20 protein-coding genes and 1 pseudogene are annotated in these 15,321 nt (G+C 56.5%); 9 read left to right on the forward strand and 12 right to left on the reverse strand.

Annotation, left to right across the window (positions count from 1 at the left end):
- Positions 1-79: 79 nt before the first annotated feature.
- Both CKW23_RS18480 and CKW23_RS18485 read right to left on the reverse strand, forming a co-directional pair.
- The gene (locus CKW23_RS18480; RefSeq protein ID WP_025257843.1) at positions 80-304 is read right to left on the reverse strand and encodes a DUF1161 domain-containing protein; all 225 of its coding nucleotides are present in this window, start codon (positions 302-304) and stop codon (positions 80-82) included.
- Between the two features lie 143 nt (positions 305-447).
- Positions 448-663: a dodecin gene (locus tag CKW23_RS18485; protein WP_025257844.1), complete on the reverse strand. Its 216-nt coding sequence runs from the start codon at positions 661-663 to the stop codon at positions 448-450.
- Between the two features lie 166 nt (positions 664-829).
- On the opposite strand from CKW23_RS18485, the gene CKW23_RS18490 reads away from it, so the two are divergent.
- Positions 830-1,156 (forward strand): YqjD family protein, encoded by a 327-nt coding sequence (locus tag CKW23_RS18490; protein WP_025257845.1) that lies wholly within the window; start codon positions 830-832, stop codon positions 1,154-1,156.
- Here CKW23_RS18490 and CKW23_RS18495 read toward each other — a convergent pair whose 3' ends face one another.
- The gene (locus tag CKW23_RS18495; RefSeq protein WP_095068100.1) at positions 1,157-2,065 is read right to left on the reverse strand and encodes a LysR family transcriptional regulator; all 909 of its coding nucleotides are present in this window, start codon (positions 2,063-2,065) and stop codon (positions 1,157-1,159) included. It abuts the gene before it with no gap.
- Positions 2,066-2,193: 128 nt separating this feature from the next.
- On the opposite strand from CKW23_RS18495, the gene trpB reads away from it, so the two are divergent.
- The 6 genes from trpB to CKW23_RS18525 all read left to right on the forward strand — a co-directional run bounded on the left by trpB (position 2,194) and on the right by CKW23_RS18525 (position 6,662).
- Positions 2,194-3,423 carry a tryptophan synthase subunit beta gene (trpB, locus tag CKW23_RS18500; RefSeq protein WP_095068101.1) on the forward strand — a complete coding sequence of 410 codons (1,230 nt, stop codon included), beginning with the start codon at positions 2,194-2,196 and terminating at the stop codon, positions 3,421-3,423.
- Positions 3,420-4,232, forward strand: coding sequence for a tryptophan synthase subunit alpha (gene trpA / locus CKW23_RS18505; protein ID WP_095068102.1), 813 nt, complete (start codon positions 3,420-3,422; stop codon positions 4,230-4,232). Before trpB ends, trpA begins: the two co-directional genes overlap by 4 nt.
- Positions 4,233-4,467: 235 nt before the next feature.
- Entirely contained in the window at positions 4,468-5,214 is a 747-nt protein-coding gene (locus CKW23_RS18510) for a 2OG-Fe dioxygenase family protein (protein ID WP_095068103.1), read from the forward strand.
- 61 nt (positions 5,215-5,275) lie between these two features.
- Positions 5,276-5,653: an N-acetyltransferase gene (locus CKW23_RS18515; RefSeq protein ID WP_025257849.1), complete on the forward strand. Its 378-nt coding sequence runs from the start codon at positions 5,276-5,278 to the stop codon at positions 5,651-5,653.
- A 23-nt stretch (positions 5,654-5,676) separates the two neighbouring features.
- Positions 5,677-6,366 carry an AzlC family ABC transporter permease gene (locus tag CKW23_RS18520; protein WP_038400123.1) on the forward strand — a complete coding sequence of 230 codons (690 nt, stop codon included), beginning with the start codon at positions 5,677-5,679 and terminating at the stop codon, positions 6,364-6,366.
- Positions 6,345-6,662 (forward strand): AzlD domain-containing protein, encoded by a 318-nt coding sequence (locus tag CKW23_RS18525; RefSeq protein ID WP_074569063.1) that lies wholly within the window; start codon positions 6,345-6,347, stop codon positions 6,660-6,662. The genes CKW23_RS18520 and CKW23_RS18525 overlap by 22 nt, the downstream gene beginning before the upstream one ends.
- On the opposite strand, the gene CKW23_RS18530 is transcribed toward CKW23_RS18525, so the two are convergent.
- The 3 genes from CKW23_RS18530 to CKW23_RS18540 form a co-directional block, all read right to left on the reverse strand.
- Positions 6,579-7,502, reverse strand: coding sequence for a LysR family transcriptional regulator (locus CKW23_RS18530; RefSeq protein ID WP_025257852.1), 924 nt, complete (start codon positions 7,500-7,502; stop codon positions 6,579-6,581). The two genes, CKW23_RS18525 and CKW23_RS18530, sit on opposite strands and share 84 nt — an antisense overlap.
- 167 nt (positions 7,503-7,669) lie before the next feature.
- Positions 7,670-8,002: a DOPA 4,5-dioxygenase family protein gene (locus tag CKW23_RS18535; protein WP_025257853.1), complete on the reverse strand. Its 333-nt coding sequence runs from the start codon at positions 8,000-8,002 to the stop codon at positions 7,670-7,672.
- Positions 8,003-8,053: 51 nt separating this feature from the next.
- A complete protein-coding gene (locus CKW23_RS18540) occupies positions 8,054-9,004 on the reverse strand; it encodes a LysR family transcriptional regulator (RefSeq protein WP_025257854.1) in 951 nt (316 codons plus the stop codon).
- A gap of 114 nt (positions 9,005-9,118) precedes the next feature.
- On the opposite strand from CKW23_RS18540, the gene betC reads away from it, so the two are divergent.
- Together betC and choX are read left to right on the forward strand one after the other, a co-directional pair.
- Positions 9,119-10,624, forward strand: a complete 1,506-nt coding sequence (gene betC / locus CKW23_RS18545) for a choline-sulfatase (RefSeq protein WP_095068104.1) — start codon at positions 9,119-9,121, stop codon at positions 10,622-10,624.
- Between the two features lie 38 nt (positions 10,625-10,662).
- On the forward strand, positions 10,663-11,589 hold the full coding sequence (gene choX, locus CKW23_RS18550; protein ID WP_095068106.1) for a choline ABC transporter substrate-binding protein: 927 nt from the start codon (positions 10,663-10,665) through the stop codon (positions 11,587-11,589).
- Positions 11,590-11,636: 47 nt separating this feature from the next.
- Here choX and CKW23_RS18555 read toward each other — a convergent pair whose 3' ends face one another.
- The 6 genes and pseudogenes from CKW23_RS18555 to CKW23_RS18580 all read right to left on the reverse strand — a co-directional run.
- Positions 11,637-11,900 (reverse strand): PAAR domain-containing protein, encoded by a 264-nt coding sequence (locus CKW23_RS18555; RefSeq protein WP_025257857.1) that lies wholly within the window; start codon positions 11,898-11,900, stop codon positions 11,637-11,639.
- A 98-nt stretch (positions 11,901-11,998) separates the two neighbouring features.
- The gene (locus tag CKW23_RS18560; protein ID WP_025257858.1) at positions 11,999-12,514 is read right to left on the reverse strand and encodes a hypothetical protein; all 516 of its coding nucleotides are present in this window, start codon (positions 12,512-12,514) and stop codon (positions 11,999-12,001) included.
- A gap of 419 nt (positions 12,515-12,933) precedes the next feature.
- Positions 12,934-13,704, reverse strand: a pseudogene (locus tag CKW23_RS27010) (RHS repeat-associated core domain-containing protein); the annotation flags it as partial.
- Between the two features lie 76 nt (positions 13,705-13,780).
- On the reverse strand, positions 13,781-14,044 hold the full coding sequence (locus tag CKW23_RS18570) for a PAAR domain-containing protein (RefSeq protein WP_025257860.1): 264 nt from the start codon (positions 14,042-14,044) through the stop codon (positions 13,781-13,783).
- Positions 14,045-14,325: 281 nt separating this feature from the next.
- Positions 14,326-14,763, reverse strand: coding sequence for an SMI1/KNR4 family protein (locus CKW23_RS18575; RefSeq protein WP_081741905.1), 438 nt, complete (start codon positions 14,761-14,763; stop codon positions 14,326-14,328).
- A 3-nt stretch (positions 14,764-14,766) separates the two neighbouring features.
- On the reverse strand, positions 14,767-15,321 hold a 555-nt coding region (locus CKW23_RS18580), incomplete at its 5' end, for an RHS repeat-associated core domain-containing protein (RefSeq protein ID WP_305885235.1).

Below are 15,321 nucleotides of genomic sequence, written 5' to 3' on the forward strand. Positions count from 1 at the left end.
AGGCGGCATACCTGACGGTAAAGATCGCCAGCCTTTCGCGAATGAATTCGCCCCTACACGGCGGTGGAGGTGTGCCGGATCAGTTGCGGGTGTAGATGATCTTGTGTCTGCCCCAATCGCAGGAACCGACGATTTTCTGATCTTTCACATCGTCTGTCGGGATGATTTCCAGCGTGTAGGACGAAACCTTGAGCGACTGGAGTTTTGCGTCAATCTCCGCTTTCAGCTCTTCGCAATTCTTGCCCGCCGCCATGGTGGTTCCTGCAAAGCTCAGCAAGGCTGCTACCAATAGAAACTTCTTCATCAATGACACTCCCTCGTGTTGACAAATTCCAGGCACTCCAAAATGAAGCGCGCAATGGCAACTGCCACGCAGTGGTGCGCGGCAGCGGTTTCTATCTGTAGCGGAATTTATGGCAAACGGCCAGTTAAAAGCGTCAGAACCTGTCAGCTATCGGCAATGCGAAAGCCCACTTTGAGGGTGACCTGATAGTGCGCAACCTTTCCGTTTTCGATGTGCCCGCGGGTTTCGGTCACTTCAAACCACTCCAGGTACTGAAGGCTCTTGCTGGCTTCTGCAATCGCATTGTTGATGGCATCTTCAATACTGATGGTAGACGAGCCAACCAGCTCGATCTTCTTGTAGGTATGGTGATCACTCATGGCAGTTCTCCTTGGTAGCCTTCAGAGGCGCGGCAATGGCGGCGCTTAAAGGTTCTGTCAGGAAAAGGCAGAGAAAAGTTCAGCACTTTGCACAAATACCATCGCACTTTCCAAAAAGCCTGGAGTCGGAAACAACACACCTACTCACCACAGCAGGAGAAATACCATGGCTAGCAATTCACTTCGTAAAGCCTCGTTGCAAAGCATGGAAGCGGAGATCGAGAGCCTTCTCAAGTCTTTGGAAAGCCTCAAAGGTGATGCTTCCGAGGAATCGCGCAAGACGCTGAAAAGCCTCAAGGCCAATGCTGAAAATGCGTTGAGCCATTCGCGTCATCTGCTCAGCGATCTCTATGAGGACGTGAAGGTCAAGACTCGTGAAAACGCAATTGCCACGCGTGACTATGCCCAGGAACATCCCTGGACGACCGCGGGTGTTGCAGTCGGGGCTATCGGCCTGCTTGCTGCCTACCTGTTGATCAAACGCGGCGAATGATCATTTTCTGATCGGCTCGATGGAGCGCTCCAGCTCGTTTTTCAACCATTGAGCCAACTGCTGCGCCCGACCGTCTGGAGCGCGTCGGGGCACCCAGAGTGCAAGTCGTGCCGGGGTTTCGCTGAAACCCCAGGGTGCTGCCAGGCGCCCGGCCCGCAGGTCATCCGTGACCAGCGGCTCGGGCGCAATGGCAATGCCCAGTCCTGCCACTGCTGCCTCCAGCAAATAATACAAATGCTCGAAACCCTGACCGTAACGCAGCGCCTGCGGATCGATCCCGTTGTGCTGCGCCCAGCTTGGCCAGGCTTGCGGGCGTGATGTGGTCTGCAACAAGGTTTCGCTCGACAGCGCTTGAGCCGGAGCCTGTCGCAATGCTTCGAAGCGTGTGAAACGAGGGCTCAGCACCGGGCCGATACGCTCGCTGGCCAGCTCGAAAACCTGCATGTCTGCCGGCCATGGCGGCTCGGCAAAGACCAGCAATGCATCCAGACCGGGTCGACGCGGGTCCAGATCGCCCTCACCTGCCGAAAGGTGCAAGCGCAGGTCCGGCAACTCGGCATTCAGACGCCCCAGTCGCGGGATAAACCAGCGCGCCAGCAGGCTGCCGGAACAGCCCAGCACGAACGGAGCATCCGCGCTGCCCTGGCTCAGCTCGGCGCATACATCGCGCAGGCGGTCGAAAGCCTCACCGCTGACTTCGCGCAAACGTACACCGGCATCTGTGAGTTTCAGGCCACGCCCGTCCTTGCTGAACAGGCTGACGCCCAAGTGTTCCTCCAGCGCTTTCAACTGGCGGCTGACCGCGCCGTGGGTCACGTGCAGCTGTTCCGCTGCCTGACTGACGCTGCCCAGGCGGGCGGTGGCTTCAAAAGCGCGCAAGGCATTGAGGGGAGGAAGGTCGCGGCTCATGGTATATGTGAGTTTTCCTGACAGGTTGTGGCGATCTTATCGGTTTTCATCCTGGCGTGCGCTGGTTAAAGTGAGCTCATTGCCGATCCGGCTCAACCCATTCGCCCAAGACTGCAACTGGAGCCCCCATGACCCAGACCAACTATCGCAGCGGCCCTGATGCCAACGGCCTGTTCGGCTCATTTGGTGGCCGCTACGTGGCTGAAACCCTCATGCCGCTGGTGCTTGACCTGAACCGCGAGTACGAAGCCGCCAAGGCCGACCCTGAGTTCGCCGAGCAACTGGCCTACTTCCAGCGCGACTATGTCGGCCGCCCGAACCCGCTGTATTTCGCCGAGCGCCTGACCGAAGCCTGCGGTGGCGCCAAGATCTACTTCAAGCGTGAAGAGCTGAACCACACCGGCGCGCACAAGATCAACAACTGCATTGGCCAGATCCTGCTGGCCAAGCGCATGGGCAAGAAGCGTCTGATCGCTGAAACTGGCGCAGGCATGCACGGCGTTGCCACGGCCACAGTCGCCGCCCGCTTCGGCCTGCCTTGCGTGATCTACATGGGCGCAACCGACATCGAGCGCCAACAGGCCAACGTGTTCCGCATGAAGCTGCTGGGGGCCGAGATCGTGCCTGTCACTTCCGGCACCGGCACCCTGAAAGACGCCATGAACGAAGCCCTGCGCGACTGGGTGACCAACGTCGAAGACACTTTCTACCTGATCGGCACCGTGGCAGGTCCACACCCGTACCCGGCGATGGTCCGTGATTTCCAGTCGATCATCGGCAAGGAAACAAGGGCTCAGATGCAGGAGAAGGAAGGGCGTCTGCCGGACAGTCTGGTGGCGTGCGTGGGCGGTGGTTCCAACGCCATGGGCCTGTTCCATCCGTTCCTCGATGATGCCAGCGTACAAATCATTGGCGTCGAGGCCGGTGGTCACGGCATCGACACCGACAAGCACGCAGCCAGCCTCAACGGCGGCGTCCCTGGCGTATTGCACGGCAACCGTACTTACCTGTTGCAGAACGACGACGGCCAGATCGCTGACGCCCACTCGATTTCCGCCGGCCTGGACTACCCGGGCATCGGCCCCGAGCACGCTTACCTGCATGAAGTGAAGCGCGCCGAGTACGTCAACATCACCGACGAAGAGGCCCTGCAGGCTTTCCATCAATGCTGCCGACTCGAAGGCATCATTCCGGCACTGGAAACCGCCCACGCCCTGGCCGAAGCCATCAAGCGTGCCCCTACCCTGAGCAGTGACCATCTGATGGTCGTGTGCTTCTCCGGTCGCGGTGACAAAGACATGCAAACCGTAATGAGCCACATGGCCGCTGCTGAACAGAACCAGGAGAAGTCGGTATGAGCCGTCTTGAGCAACGTTTCGCCCAGCTGAAAACCGAAGGCCGTGCGGCACTGGTGACTTTCATCACCGCTGGCGATCCTGGCTATGACACTTCCCTGAAAGTCCTCAAAGGGCTGCCCGCGGCTGGCGCTGACGTGATCGAGCTGGGCATGCCCTTCACCGATCCGATGGCTGACGGTGTCGCGATTCAACTGGCGACCCTGCGTGCCCTGGACGCTGGCCAGACCCTGTTGAAAACCCTGCAGATGGTCAGCGAGTTCCGTACCGAAGACCAGACCACGCCTATCGTGCTGATGGGTTACTACAACCCGATTCATCGCTTTGGTGTGGACGCTTTTGTTGCGGCTGCCAAGGATGCCGGTGTGGACGGGCTGATCATCGTCGACCTGCCACCTGAGCATGACGCCGAGCTGGCCACGCCTGCCCAGGCTTCTGGCATCGACTTCATTCGCCTGACCACGCCGACCACCGATGACGCACGTCTGCCACGTGTTCTGGAGCGCAGTTCCGGTTTCGTCTACTACGTGTCCGTGGCCGGTGTGACCGGTGCCGGTTCGGCCACCACTGAGCACGTCACCGAGGCCATCGCCCGCCTGCGTCGCCATACGTCTTTGCCCATCAGTGTCGGTTTCGGCATTCGTACGCCTGAGCAGGCTGCCGCTATCGCGCGTCTGGCCGATGGCGTGGTGGTCGGTTCTGCGTTGGTGGACAAGATCGCTACAGCCAAATCCCCCGAAGAGGCTGTGGATGGCGTGCTGAGTCTGTGTGCCGCCCTGGCCGATGGCGTACGCAATGCCCGTAATGGCTGAAGATGAAGTTTCTGATGCACAGGGGCTCTTGATCGCAGCGGGTGCAGGCATCGTCTACGCTATCTTCGATGGCGTACTGAATTGATTCAGTATCACATGCGAAACGGGCTGCCTGCTGGTGACGGCAGCCCTTCAGGGGCATCAATCAGGGCTTGATATGCCTGAAATTCTTTTTCATGGAACTATCTGCCGTGACGTCTAAATTAGGCGCTCACCGTAGAAAAGGACCCTGAAAATGCTTGTCTTGAACAAGGAAGTTGGCCACTCGCTACAACGTGACAAGTTTGCAAATGTTCTAGGCAGCGATTTTAGTCTGTACGGTCATTTCGCCGATTTCATCCGGCTCACCAAGAGCTGGGAGAACATGGAGGAGGACAAGTACTACGGGCAGGCCGATTCAGGCATGCGGTTTCGCCGCTATAGCGACTTTGAATACAACCCAGTCACTCGCGACCTGCGCCAACTCGAACATCGAGCTTATGTCCAGTCCACTGCCCATAACCGCTACGTTGGCGGCATGGAGCGGCATTTTCAGGACTTTTCCGAAGAAGTCATCGCTTCGCCGGTCGTGCGCAGCCTTGTAGACCTGGATTTTGAAGTCTATAAGCATGTGCTTCCGCCAGATCTGCACAACAAGGTCTGGCAATGCCAGATCCATCAGATCCGTATCGAGATCAAACCGGGCAAGACGCTGGAAATCACGCCCGAAGGCATCCATTGCGATGGTTACCCTTTCAGCGGCGTGCATTTCTGGGGCAAGCAGAACGTCGAGGGCGCCCAGAGCCGGCTGTACAACACCCAGGAAGAACAACTGGCGGCACTCACCTACGATGAAGTGCTGGACACTACTTTCTTCCTGGACCGGGAAATGCGCCATTACGTAACGCCTGCGAGCAATCGCGACCCGCACAAAATCGCCTATCGTCAGATCATGGCTATTTCATTTTCCTTGCCGGGGACGCCTTTTGACATTGTTCGCTGAAAATCTCGAACCCGCAGAAATAGCCCTTCTCAAGCGAGCGACTTATCAGGATGCCGCGTTGCTGGAGAGCTTCTTCCGCTCTTTCAAGGAAGTCGCGTTCTGCCAGTGGCAGGACACCAAATGCCTGCAGAGGATCCTGACTCGCGAAACCACCATCGCCTATCTGGCCAAGGATGCCAAAGGTGATGTCGTTGGTGCGGTTCTGGGTGGGGTACTGGGGACTCGCGGGACCATCAATCATCTGGCGGTCAGCCCCGAGTATCGTGGTCAGGGCGTCGGGCAGTGTCTGGTGGATGCTGCCACCGCAGATATGAAGCGCCTCAATGTGCGACGCATGTTCCTGTTCGTCGACGGCGACAATCTGGTGGGGCGCAATTTCTGGAATAGCCTGGGTTTTCATGAACCCAAAGGCGAAATCACTTGCGAGAAAGACCTTTGAGCAAGCTATCGATCGATCAAACCATGCCGGTTCCCAAGCAGAAATCCAGTGCGTTCGCCGAAGCCAGCCCGGTCGTGGCCGGCTACTTTGCCGTGGCCTTCGTGTTCGGGCTCATGGCGATCAATGCGGGCTTTCCGCTCTGGCTGCCGGTCGCGATGTGTCTGTTCGTGTATGCCGGTGCTTCGCAGTTCGCCGCCCTGGCGCTGATGAGCGCGGGAGCTTCGCTGCCGACCATCATCCTCACGACGTTCCTGATCAATGCCCGGCACATGCTGATGTCGGTGTACATGGCCAAGGCCTTGCGCGCCCTGAAGCTGAGTCGCCTGGAGCGCTTCTGCTATGGCGCGCAACTGACCGACGAGTCGTTTGCCTTCCATAGTGTGCGGCTCGGCAAGGACAAGCCGGTCACGGCCCGCTACCTGATCGGTTTCAACCTCTACTGCCACACCGCGTGGGTGGCCGGCGGCCTGATCGGTGCGCTGTGCGCGCAATATGCGGCGCATCTGGTGAGCTACAAACTCGACTACGCCCTGAGCGCCATGATGCTGTATGTGCTGGTTTCGCTGTGCGATACCCGCAAGAAGCTCATTGCGGCACTGGTTGCCGTGGTTGCCATGGGCGGGCTCAGCCTGCTGGGCGATTCTGCCTTCAACGTATTTATCGCCACACTTCTGGGTTGCGGAGCCGGACTATGCCTGAACAAACGTTCCTGATTCTGGCGGTGGCGGCGATGGTCGCTGTCACGCTGCTGCCACGCACACTGCCGTTGCAGGTCAATACCGAGCACTGGCCGGACTTTATCGCCAAGGCGCTGGAGTACCTGCCTGTGGCAATCGTTGCCGCCATTACCGTAACGCCGCTGCTGATCAAGAACCAGCAACTGCAACTGGATCGTCCCGAGTTTCTTGCCGCGATCCCGACGCTGTTATGCGCATACCTGAGCAGGAATCTGTTTCTCAGTGTGGCGCTGGGTGTGGCGGCCTACATTGCTATCAGCGCTGTCCTGTAATGCTGTGTGGACCACGTAATTCAGGGCCTGGCATGACAGGCTCGAATTGTTCACCACCAGATGCACTTCCAGCGAGTCTTCAAAGCCGGGCACGATGGTCAGGCCGCTGTGTTCGGCAACGCTCCTGGAAACCAGGCCAATGCCGTCCAGCTGCCTGATCAGGGAGAGCGTCAGCGTTTCGCTGCCCGAGTACACAATGCTGGGCGGCTTGCCTTTCTTGGGCGTGCCACCGGCAATGAAGCGCTGGAAGCTGTCGGAGTACGGGCAACTGCTGCTGGGGCGAACCTGGAGCTTTTCGTTGAGCGAAGACAGCGGCGTATCTTTCGGCCCGCAATGCACGCCCACCACCTGGACTTGCACGAAGGGCAGCAGAACGCTGGGTCTGATGGATTGCGGCCCGATCAGCACGGCCATGTCGAAGCTCTCGTGATTGAGCTTGCTCAGGTTCTCCACCGACTCGGCGTAGCTGAATTCCAGCTGGCAATCGTCGAAGGCCTCGATCATGCGCGCCACGATGCAGCGGTTGACCTCGCTCGACAAGGTGCTGTTGAGCGCAACCCGCAGGATCTGCGAGGACGACACATTGAGCGCGGCAACCTTGTTGTCCAGTTGCCGGGAAGCCTCCAGCACCTGTTCCATGTAGGGTTCAAGTTCCTGACCCGCACTGGTCAGGGTCAGGCCCTTGTTGGAGCGCTTGAAAAGCTTGAAGCCAAACTGCGCTTCGACCTTGTTCAACTGCGCGGCCAGTGCCTGGACACTGAGGCAGCAGATTTCGGACGCGGCGGTCAGGGAGCCGCACTGGGCGACTTGCATGAGATTTTTCAGAGTGCGAATGTCCATGTGATGACATCTCCACGGGATAGCGCTATTGGATTCAAACATTACCGACAAACCACTGCTGAAGCCATTTGCATGAAGTGGAAGTCACCCTTCCATGACCTGGAACATCTTCACTGCTTATAGCGGAGCAGGTTATACACAGCTCCGTGTCTCCATGAGCATGCGGTTCAGGTCTTGAATATGGAGACATCAAGAGGTCGGATTTCTCCCATCCAGATGGCGTGTTCGGTGTGATCCTTCAACTCATCGCCCGTGAGCGGGTGTACAAAGACCACCAGATCGTTTCGATTGAGCGCCAGCCACAACATTACATCGGCAAACTGCGAGTGCCCGAACCCCAGTTGGCAGCTCCAGTCCGGATGCGGGCCTACCAGTCGCTCGTGAACCCTCCCCATCTGCACATCAAACTTCGCCGTGGCGGCTTCGCACAAGGCCCGCGCCTGCCCGATGGTCCGGGCATCGAAATAAATGTGGGCGTGATAGCCCTGGACATCCTGCATTGCCAAGTCCTCCCTGATTCAAGATTGTTCCCAGTTATCCACAGATAAGGATCAAACCGCAATCGATGGTAGCGGTTTGCCAGTTAATGAGTCTCCACTAAGTGCCTGTTCACTGGCCAGCCAGTCGACAAACTGCTGCACGACCTGCAGCCGCCGCTTGCGCTGGGGCAAGACCACGTAATAGCCGCAGGCAGAAATTGCCGTGGCCGCGATGGGGCGGCACAACAGGCCCTGATCCAGCAGATCATCCACCAGATGTCGCCAGCCAATGGCAACGCCCTGCCCGGCGATGGCGGCCTGGATCAGCAGTGTGTAATTGTCGAAGCGCAGTTGGCCAGGCGCCGGTGCCTGGGGAATATTGAGTGCCCGAAACACGCCAGCCCAGTCGAACCAGTTATTGTTGCCTTCACTGCGTAAATGCAGCAGCGCAAACTCGCGCAGAGCTTCATTGGGCAAAGGGGTTGTCCGAGCGGCAAGCAGTTTCGGGCTGCACACCGGAAACACCTCTTCGCTGAACAGCCAGCGGCTTTCACCCTGCTTGAAACGCCCGTCCCCGAACAGCACCGCCACATCGATATCCGCGCTGAGCATGCTGTGGCTACGTTCGCTGGTCACCAGACTGACGTCCACATCCGGGTGGTGCTTGTGAAAACGATGCAGACGCGGCATCAGCCAATAGGCCGCAAATGCAAAGTCAGTCGCGACCTGCAGCACCTCGTTCTGATGTTGCTCGGTAATGGCAACCAGGCCGCTGTCCATGGTCTGCAACCCGCTCTGCACATGGCTGAACAGGATTTCTCCGGCCTCGGTCAGCTCGATCCCCCTATAGACCCGGTCGAACAGACGGGTCGCCAATTGTTCTTCCAGGCGCTTTATCTGCTGGCTGATCGCAGGTTGTGTCGTGCCCAGTTCCATGGCCGCTGCTGTGAAACTGCGCAGACGAGCGGCTGCCTCAAAGGCCCGCAACAGATCCAGCGACATGTCACCGAGGGTTTCAAACATAAGCTGTGCTTATCCTAGGCATTGTTTTGTGTGGGCTTTACCTTAAAACCGGAGATCTTCATCCTCGAAGACAGCACTTTCGCATAACTGCTGACAATGGGATGCCGAGATTACATGAAGCGCAAAAATATTCTGTTCATCATGGCCGATCAAATGGCCGCGCCCATGTTGCCGTTCTACGCAGCGTCTCCCGTCAAAATGCCAAACCTGAGTCGCTTGGCTGCCGAGGGCGTGGTGTTCGACTCCGCTTACTGCAACAGCCCGCTGTGTGCACCTTCGCGTTTTACTCTGGTCAGCGGCCAGCTCCCGAGTCGGATCGGTGCCTATGACAATGCCGCGGATTTTCCGGCGGACATCCCGACCTATGCCCACTACCTGCGCGGCCTGGGCTACAAGACCGCGCTGTCGGGCAAGATGCACTTCTGTGGCCCGGACCAGTTGCACGGTTACGAAGAGCGACTGACCAGCGATATCTACCCGGCCGATTATGGCTGGGCGGTGAACTGGGACGAACCGAATGTGCGCCCAAGCTGGTACCACAACATGTCGTCGGTGCTTCAGGCCGGGCCGTGCGTGCGCACCAACCAGCTGGATTTCGATGAAGAAGTGGTGTTCAAGGCTCGCCAATACCTGTTTGATCATGTCCGCCAGGATGGCGACGCGCCGTTTTGCCTGACCGTTTCCATGACCCATCCTCACGACCCGTACACCATCCCCAAGCGCTATTGGGATCTGTACCGCGACGAAGACATCCCGCTGCCGATGGCTCACGCCGATCAGGATGAACTGGACCCGCACTCGCAACGTTTGCTCAAGGTGTATGACCTGTGGGACAAGCTGTTGCCTGTGGACAAGATTCGCGATGCCCGCCGTGCCTACTTCGGTGCTTGCAGCTATATCGACGACAACGTCGGCAAACTGCTGCAAACCCTCGAAGAAACGGGCTTGGCCGAAGACACCATCATCGTGTTCTCGGGCGATCACGGCGACATGCTGGGCGAGCGTGGTCTCTGGTACAAAATGCACTGGTTCGAGATGTCGGCGCGGGTGCCGCTGCTGGTCTACGCGCCGGGCCACTTCAAGGCGGGCCGCGTGAGTGCTTCGGTGTCCACCGCCGATCTGCTGCCGACCTTCGTCGATCTGGCTGAAGGACAACTGGACAGCGGCCTGCCGCTGGATGGCCGCTCGCTGCTGCCGCACCTGCAAGGCGAAGACGGCCACGACGAGGTATTCGGCGAATACATGGCCGAAGGCACCACCAGTCCCTTGATGATGATTCGTCGGGGCGCCTACAAATTCATCTACTCGGAACAGGACCCGTGCCTATTGTTCGATGTGGACAACGATCCAAAGGAACAGGAAGAACTGAGCCAGTCGCCTGTCCATCAACAGATATTCAATGATTTTCTGGCCGAAGCCCGTGCCAGATGGGACATACCGGCGATACACCACCAGGTGCTCGCCAGCCAGCGTCGTCGGCGTTTCGTCGCCAGCACACTGGCCATCGGCAAGCTGAAGAGTTGGGATCACCAGCCACTGGTCGACGCCAGTCAGCAGTACATGCGCAACCATATTGATCTGGACGATCTGGAGCGCAAGGCACGTTATCCACAACCTTGAACCCTGCCATCACCGAGAAAACCAAAAGGGTCATATCCATGAATAAGTTATCCACAGCACTGGCAGTCGGTGTCATGACGTTATGCAGCCTGGCGGCGCATGCCGCTGACCAGAGTTGCAGCACGGTAAGAATGGCCGATCCTGGCTGGAGCGACATTGCCGCCACCAACGCCATTACCGGGTTGCTGCTCGATGGCCTGGGTTACAAGGCCAAGGTCGACACGTTGGCAGTGCCGATTGCCTTCGGCGGCCTCAAGGACGGCCAGCTTGATGTGTTTCTGGGTAACTGGATGCCTGCGCAACAAGGCTTCTACGACAAGTTCGTGGCCACCGGCGATGTGACCCAACTGGCCAAAAACCTGCAAGGCACCGAATTCACCCTGGCCGTGCCCGATTATGTGTGGGAAGCCGGTGTGCATGACTTCGCCGATCTGAACAAATTCGCCGACAAGTTCAGCAAGAAAATATACGGCATCGGCTCCGGCGCGCCAGCCAACCTGTCGCTGCAGGAGATCATCAAGAAAAACGAATTCGAGCTGGGCGACTGGAAACTGGTGGAGTCCAGCGAACAGGCCATGCTGGCCGAAGTGAACCGCAACGTGAAGAGAAAAGCCTTCGTCGCCTTCCTGGGCTGGACGCCGCACCCCATGAACGTGCAGATCAAAGGCATGCGCTACCTCAAGGGCGGCGAGAAATACTTCGGTGAAACCGGTTCGGTCTACACCCTGACCCGCAAGGGCTACGCCGAAGCCTGCCCGAATGTGGGCAAACTGCTGACCAACCTGAGCTTCACCCTGGAAATGGAAAACAGCATCATGGCCGAGGTGGCGAATAAAAAAGTCAGCAATGCCGAGGCTGCCAAAGCCTGGATCAAGGCCAACCCGGCTGTCCTCGAGAAATGGCTCGACGGCGTGAAGACCATCGACGACAAGGATGCATTGGCGGCGGTGAAGGCGAAGTTGTAAAAACGGACTTCTCCCGCAGAGTCAGACCGGGTCTGTGGGAGTCTCGCCTAACCGATCACCGCGCCCTTCGGCCCACTGGCAATCAGGCTGGCACCACAGGCGGTTTTCATGCCATCCAGGGCAACGGGCGTTCCATCCACCGCATAAGTACTGCTGCCCTCGGCGATGGGGAAAATCCCTTTGCACAGAGGGCAACTGACTTTATGGCCCACACCGGCAATGGGCTTGCCGTTGAGGCTGGTTTGAGAGAAGGCTTCGAGGACGACGCCGCCGTGAGTGGTGGAGTCGCCTAGGCGGATGATGTCTTTCACTAAGTACTCCTTTTAATACCTACTTGACGGCATCAATGCGCATCGTATTTATCCTGAATATAAAAACACCTCCACTTATGCCAACCGTGTCAGGGAATTCATCGAAACTCTAATACTCTCTCCCACTCGCCAATTTTTTCAGCAAACTCCCTATCTACTCGTAAAGCATCAAGCTCTTTCATATAAATAGGGTCGTTTTTGATTTTCCTTTCGTCATCTTCACTCAACGCCATAGCCTTTCCACCCTTTTCATTGAGTAAGAAATTTTGAGCCGCGATATAATCATAAGCATCTACAATAGAGCTTTCCGCTGCACTTAAGCTTTCCTCTCCCTCCGAGAAAAACATAAGTAAATCAGAAAGTGCGTACATGTAGAGATTTTTAAATACCTCTTCAGTACTTGCGTCCTGCTCATCTACAACAGCAGAATCGATAATTTTAACAGTGGGTTTGATATTTATTTTATTGGAGTCTGAAGCAAGACATGCCCAAAGCTTATCCAGAAACAAGATGATATCTTTCGGAATATCGACCTTCATCTCCTTAAGCAAGCCACCAAATCGATCAAATGATCTCAGCAGTACAAAAAAAGAAACCTTCTCTGAGTTATTCATTTAAAACCCCACTATCTTTTACGTTTAACAGGTGAAACTGGGTTTGCACCATGATTAAGGATTGCTCCCTCACAAGAGCAACATATAGGGCGACTTGCAGCAATATCAACGACCTTCATGTCATTCTGCGCGGCATATCGGTTGATGATATTAACTTCAGCATGCCCCTCTGGGCCTGAGACATTAGGCACTGAAATAGGTGTGACCCCCAACAGACCGGCCTTTGCCCTCTGAGCCCCTGTCATTCTTCCACGACTGGATGCAGCCACAGTCTGAGTCTCCCCATTGGGGCTAGCCAGAACAGCTACAGCAATTGTTTCACTGTTGAACGCCCTCGGCGATCCACCGGGTTTTATAGATTCGCCATGTATACTGTGAGCCATTTTCTCTAATGGATTCATATTTGAGTCATATCGGCAGCGTGGGCTGAGACCTAACCTGTCAACCCACTCCACCGGATTCGGCGCATACGCATACAGGTTCAACCCACCCGCATACCCAATCGGATCCTTACTAATAAACCGCCCCACCCTCGGATCATAGTACCGATACCGGTTGTAATGCAGCCCAGTCTCGTGATCGTGGTACTGGCCCTGGAAGCGGATCGGGTTGGTCAGGCCGAGCTGTTGGGCTGAGGCCGAGCGTTGTTCCTTGATTTCTCCCCATGCCTTGTATTGCGCGCTCCAGGCGATGTTGCCGTCCTGGTCGGTGAGTTCCTGTGGCGTGCCCAGGTGGTCGCACTGGTACCAGGCCAGGGCGTCGAAGGGTTGGGCTTTTGGCCTGTGGTGCCACAGTGGGTCTTCGTCGAAGTTGTAGGGGCCGCTGTAGTCGGGCTGGTCGAGCAGGTTGATCGGGCTTTGGCGCAGGGCCTGGGCCACGGGCACGAAGCTGCCGGGTTCGTACAGGTAGTGCACGGTGCGGCCGGTGCCACTTTCGTGTTGCGCCGGGCTGCTTTCCCAGGCGAGGGTGTCGCCGTCCCAGCCGTAGAGGGTGAAACCGCAGCCCAGTTCGCGTTGCTTGCGGGCGTGTTCGTTGCGGTTCCATTGCGAGCCCGCTTCGGGGCGGTGTTGGGTGTGCGCAGTCGAGTGCTTGTACAGACGGCGACCCAGGGCGTCGTAGGCGTAGTCCACTGCCAGGCGCGCATCGTCGAAATGCACCAGCCGGTCGAACAGGTCCCAGGTCAGGCGGCTGTCGGGGGTTATCGGCGAGGATCAGGTTGCCGTTGCCATCGTAGGCAAAGGTTTCGGTCTGGGTCTTTTCGCCCAGTTAACTGGCTACAGCCCCCTTCGGCCCGCTGGCAATCAAACTGGCCCCGCAGGCGGTTTTCATACCGTCGAGGGCCACGGGCGTTCCATCCACCGCATAAGTACTGCTGCCCTCGGCGATGGGGAAAATTCCTTTGCACAGAGGGCAACTGACTTTATGGCCAACACCGGCGATGGGCTTGCCGTTGAGGTCGGTTTGGGAGAAGGCTTCGAGGACGACGCCTCCATGGGTGGTGGAGTCACCCAGGCGGATGATGTCTTTCATAACGTATCTGTCCTCCCTCAACCTATTCCTACTTCAGAGCTTCCCTAAACCATTTAGGTGCCACATTGCCGCCAGCGCAGGTGGCTCGTAACCCAATTCGGTGTAGCGAAATCACAACCCGTGCTCCACCCTGTGGCAGCAACACTCATGAATCTCCAGTTGATGAACTCTCATTCTGAGTGTTATGTCAAATACTTCGGTTTTTCTTGGATCGAACTGTCGGCAAGCAAAGCCTTTTGCGCATCAATCCAATTTTGAAAAACGCAATCCCATGAAAGCGTTTAAAGATCATCACCTACTATTTTCCCCAAAATCGCTAACTCGATCGCCGCCTCGAATGAGGGTGCAATCTCTTTAATTTCCTCAGGGTCAAGATCACCGAAATTCACACAAGAAAATCTTGGCTCCTTTGAAAAGCGATAATCTAATAAAAAGCAAATTGGTCCTCCATCAGACCCAATAGCAAGGACCTCACCACCTAAATAACTATTAATTTTATAACTATCATTCAATTCCAGAATCTGTATTGACGGCCACATCGACAAATAAACACTTTTAATCTTACCCTCGCCACCATCAGACCACTTCATAAACTCTTTATAGTCAGCAGGCAAAGCCAGCCCCACTTTACTTTCTATACCACGTAAAACCGATTCAGAAGCTCCTGTACGAACATGCCAACTAGGAGCAAGAGAAGAAATACATTGAAAAATATTCATTTTTTATCCATAAAAATGTTTGTATGCCTGTTTAATTGCCTTCCGTTTACATTTCTCACTCACTCCGGCAGCCCCAAGATCTCTATAGGAATTTCTAAACTCTTCCTGCATTGATGTCCCCCATTTAGATTGCCCGTTAGCAAGTCGCTCATCTCTTCGAGCATTTTGCAATGCCGTAACGGTTGAGTGCTGTGGAGAGGCGGGCAGCAAAATTGCAGGTGCGCTTCCTCGTGAGTAATCTGAAACATTAGTCTTAGCCCATGCATCCTGGATTATATGATGCGATTGCATTCCCGAAGGTCTTGGAGAAGGCTGCTCAGCATGGGCTGCAATACCACAAGGATCACAACTGCACTTTGCCAGCCCAAGCGGATCCATCCAGCCAACAGGATTCGGCGCATACGCATACAGGTTCAACCCACCCGCATACCCAATCGGATCCTTACTAACAAACCGCCCTACCCTCGGATCATAGTACCGGTATCGGTTGTAATGCAGCCCCGTCTCATGATCGTGGTACTGGCCCTGGAAGCGGATCGGGTTGGTCAGGCCGAGCTG

The organism is Pseudomonas sp. Irchel 3A18 (assembly GCF_900187465.1).
Taxonomy (GTDB): Bacteria; Pseudomonadota; Gammaproteobacteria; order Pseudomonadales; family Pseudomonadaceae; genus Aquipseudomonas; species Aquipseudomonas cichorii.

What these genes read in the sequence shown, in the direction of transcription:
- betC (WP_095068104.1), top strand. Translation starts at nt 9,119, where the DNA reads ATGAAGCGCAAAAATATTCTGTTCATCATGGCCGATCAAATGGCCGCG.
- CKW23_RS18575 (WP_081741905.1), bottom strand. Translation starts at nt 14,763, where the DNA reads ATGAATATTTTTCAATGTATTTCTTCTCTTGCTCCTAGTTGGCATGTT.
- CKW23_RS18570 (WP_025257860.1), bottom strand. Translation starts at nt 14,044, where the DNA reads ATGAAAGACATCATCCGCCTGGGTGACTCCACCACCCATGGAGGCGTC.
- CKW23_RS18495 (WP_095068100.1), bottom strand. Translation starts at nt 2,065, where the DNA reads ATGAGCCGCGACCTTCCTCCCCTCAATGCCTTGCGCGCTTTTGAAGCC.
- CKW23_RS18485 (WP_025257844.1), bottom strand. Translation starts at nt 663, where the DNA reads ATGAGTGATCACCATACCTACAAGAAGATCGAGCTGGTTGGCTCGTCT.
- CKW23_RS18510 (WP_095068103.1), top strand. Translation starts at nt 4,468, where the DNA reads ATGCTTGTCTTGAACAAGGAAGTTGGCCACTCGCTACAACGTGACAAG.
- trpB (WP_095068101.1), top strand. Translation starts at nt 2,194, where the DNA reads ATGACCCAGACCAACTATCGCAGCGGCCCTGATGCCAACGGCCTGTTC.
- CKW23_RS18530 (WP_025257852.1), bottom strand. Translation starts at nt 7,502, where the DNA reads ATGGACATTCGCACTCTGAAAAATCTCATGCAAGTCGCCCAGTGCGGC.
- CKW23_RS18525 (WP_074569063.1), top strand. Translation starts at nt 6,345, where the DNA reads ATGCCTGAACAAACGTTCCTGATTCTGGCGGTGGCGGCGATGGTCGCT.
- CKW23_RS18560 (WP_025257858.1), bottom strand. Translation starts at nt 12,514, where the DNA reads ATGAATAACTCAGAGAAGGTTTCTTTTTTTGTACTGCTGAGATCATTT.
- CKW23_RS18520 (WP_038400123.1), top strand. Translation starts at nt 5,677, where the DNA reads ATGCCGGTTCCCAAGCAGAAATCCAGTGCGTTCGCCGAAGCCAGCCCG.
- CKW23_RS18480 (WP_025257843.1), bottom strand. Translation starts at nt 304, where the DNA reads ATGAAGAAGTTTCTATTGGTAGCAGCCTTGCTGAGCTTTGCAGGAACC.
- CKW23_RS18490 (WP_025257845.1), top strand. Translation starts at nt 830, where the DNA reads ATGGCTAGCAATTCACTTCGTAAAGCCTCGTTGCAAAGCATGGAAGCG.
- choX (WP_095068106.1), top strand. Translation starts at nt 10,663, where the DNA reads ATGAATAAGTTATCCACAGCACTGGCAGTCGGTGTCATGACGTTATGC.
- CKW23_RS18535 (WP_025257853.1), bottom strand. Translation starts at nt 8,002, where the DNA reads ATGCAGGATGTCCAGGGCTATCACGCCCACATTTATTTCGATGCCCGG.
- trpA (WP_095068102.1), top strand. Translation starts at nt 3,420, where the DNA reads ATGAGCCGTCTTGAGCAACGTTTCGCCCAGCTGAAAACCGAAGGCCGT.
- CKW23_RS18540 (WP_025257854.1), bottom strand. Translation starts at nt 9,004, where the DNA reads ATGTTTGAAACCCTCGGTGACATGTCGCTGGATCTGTTGCGGGCCTTT.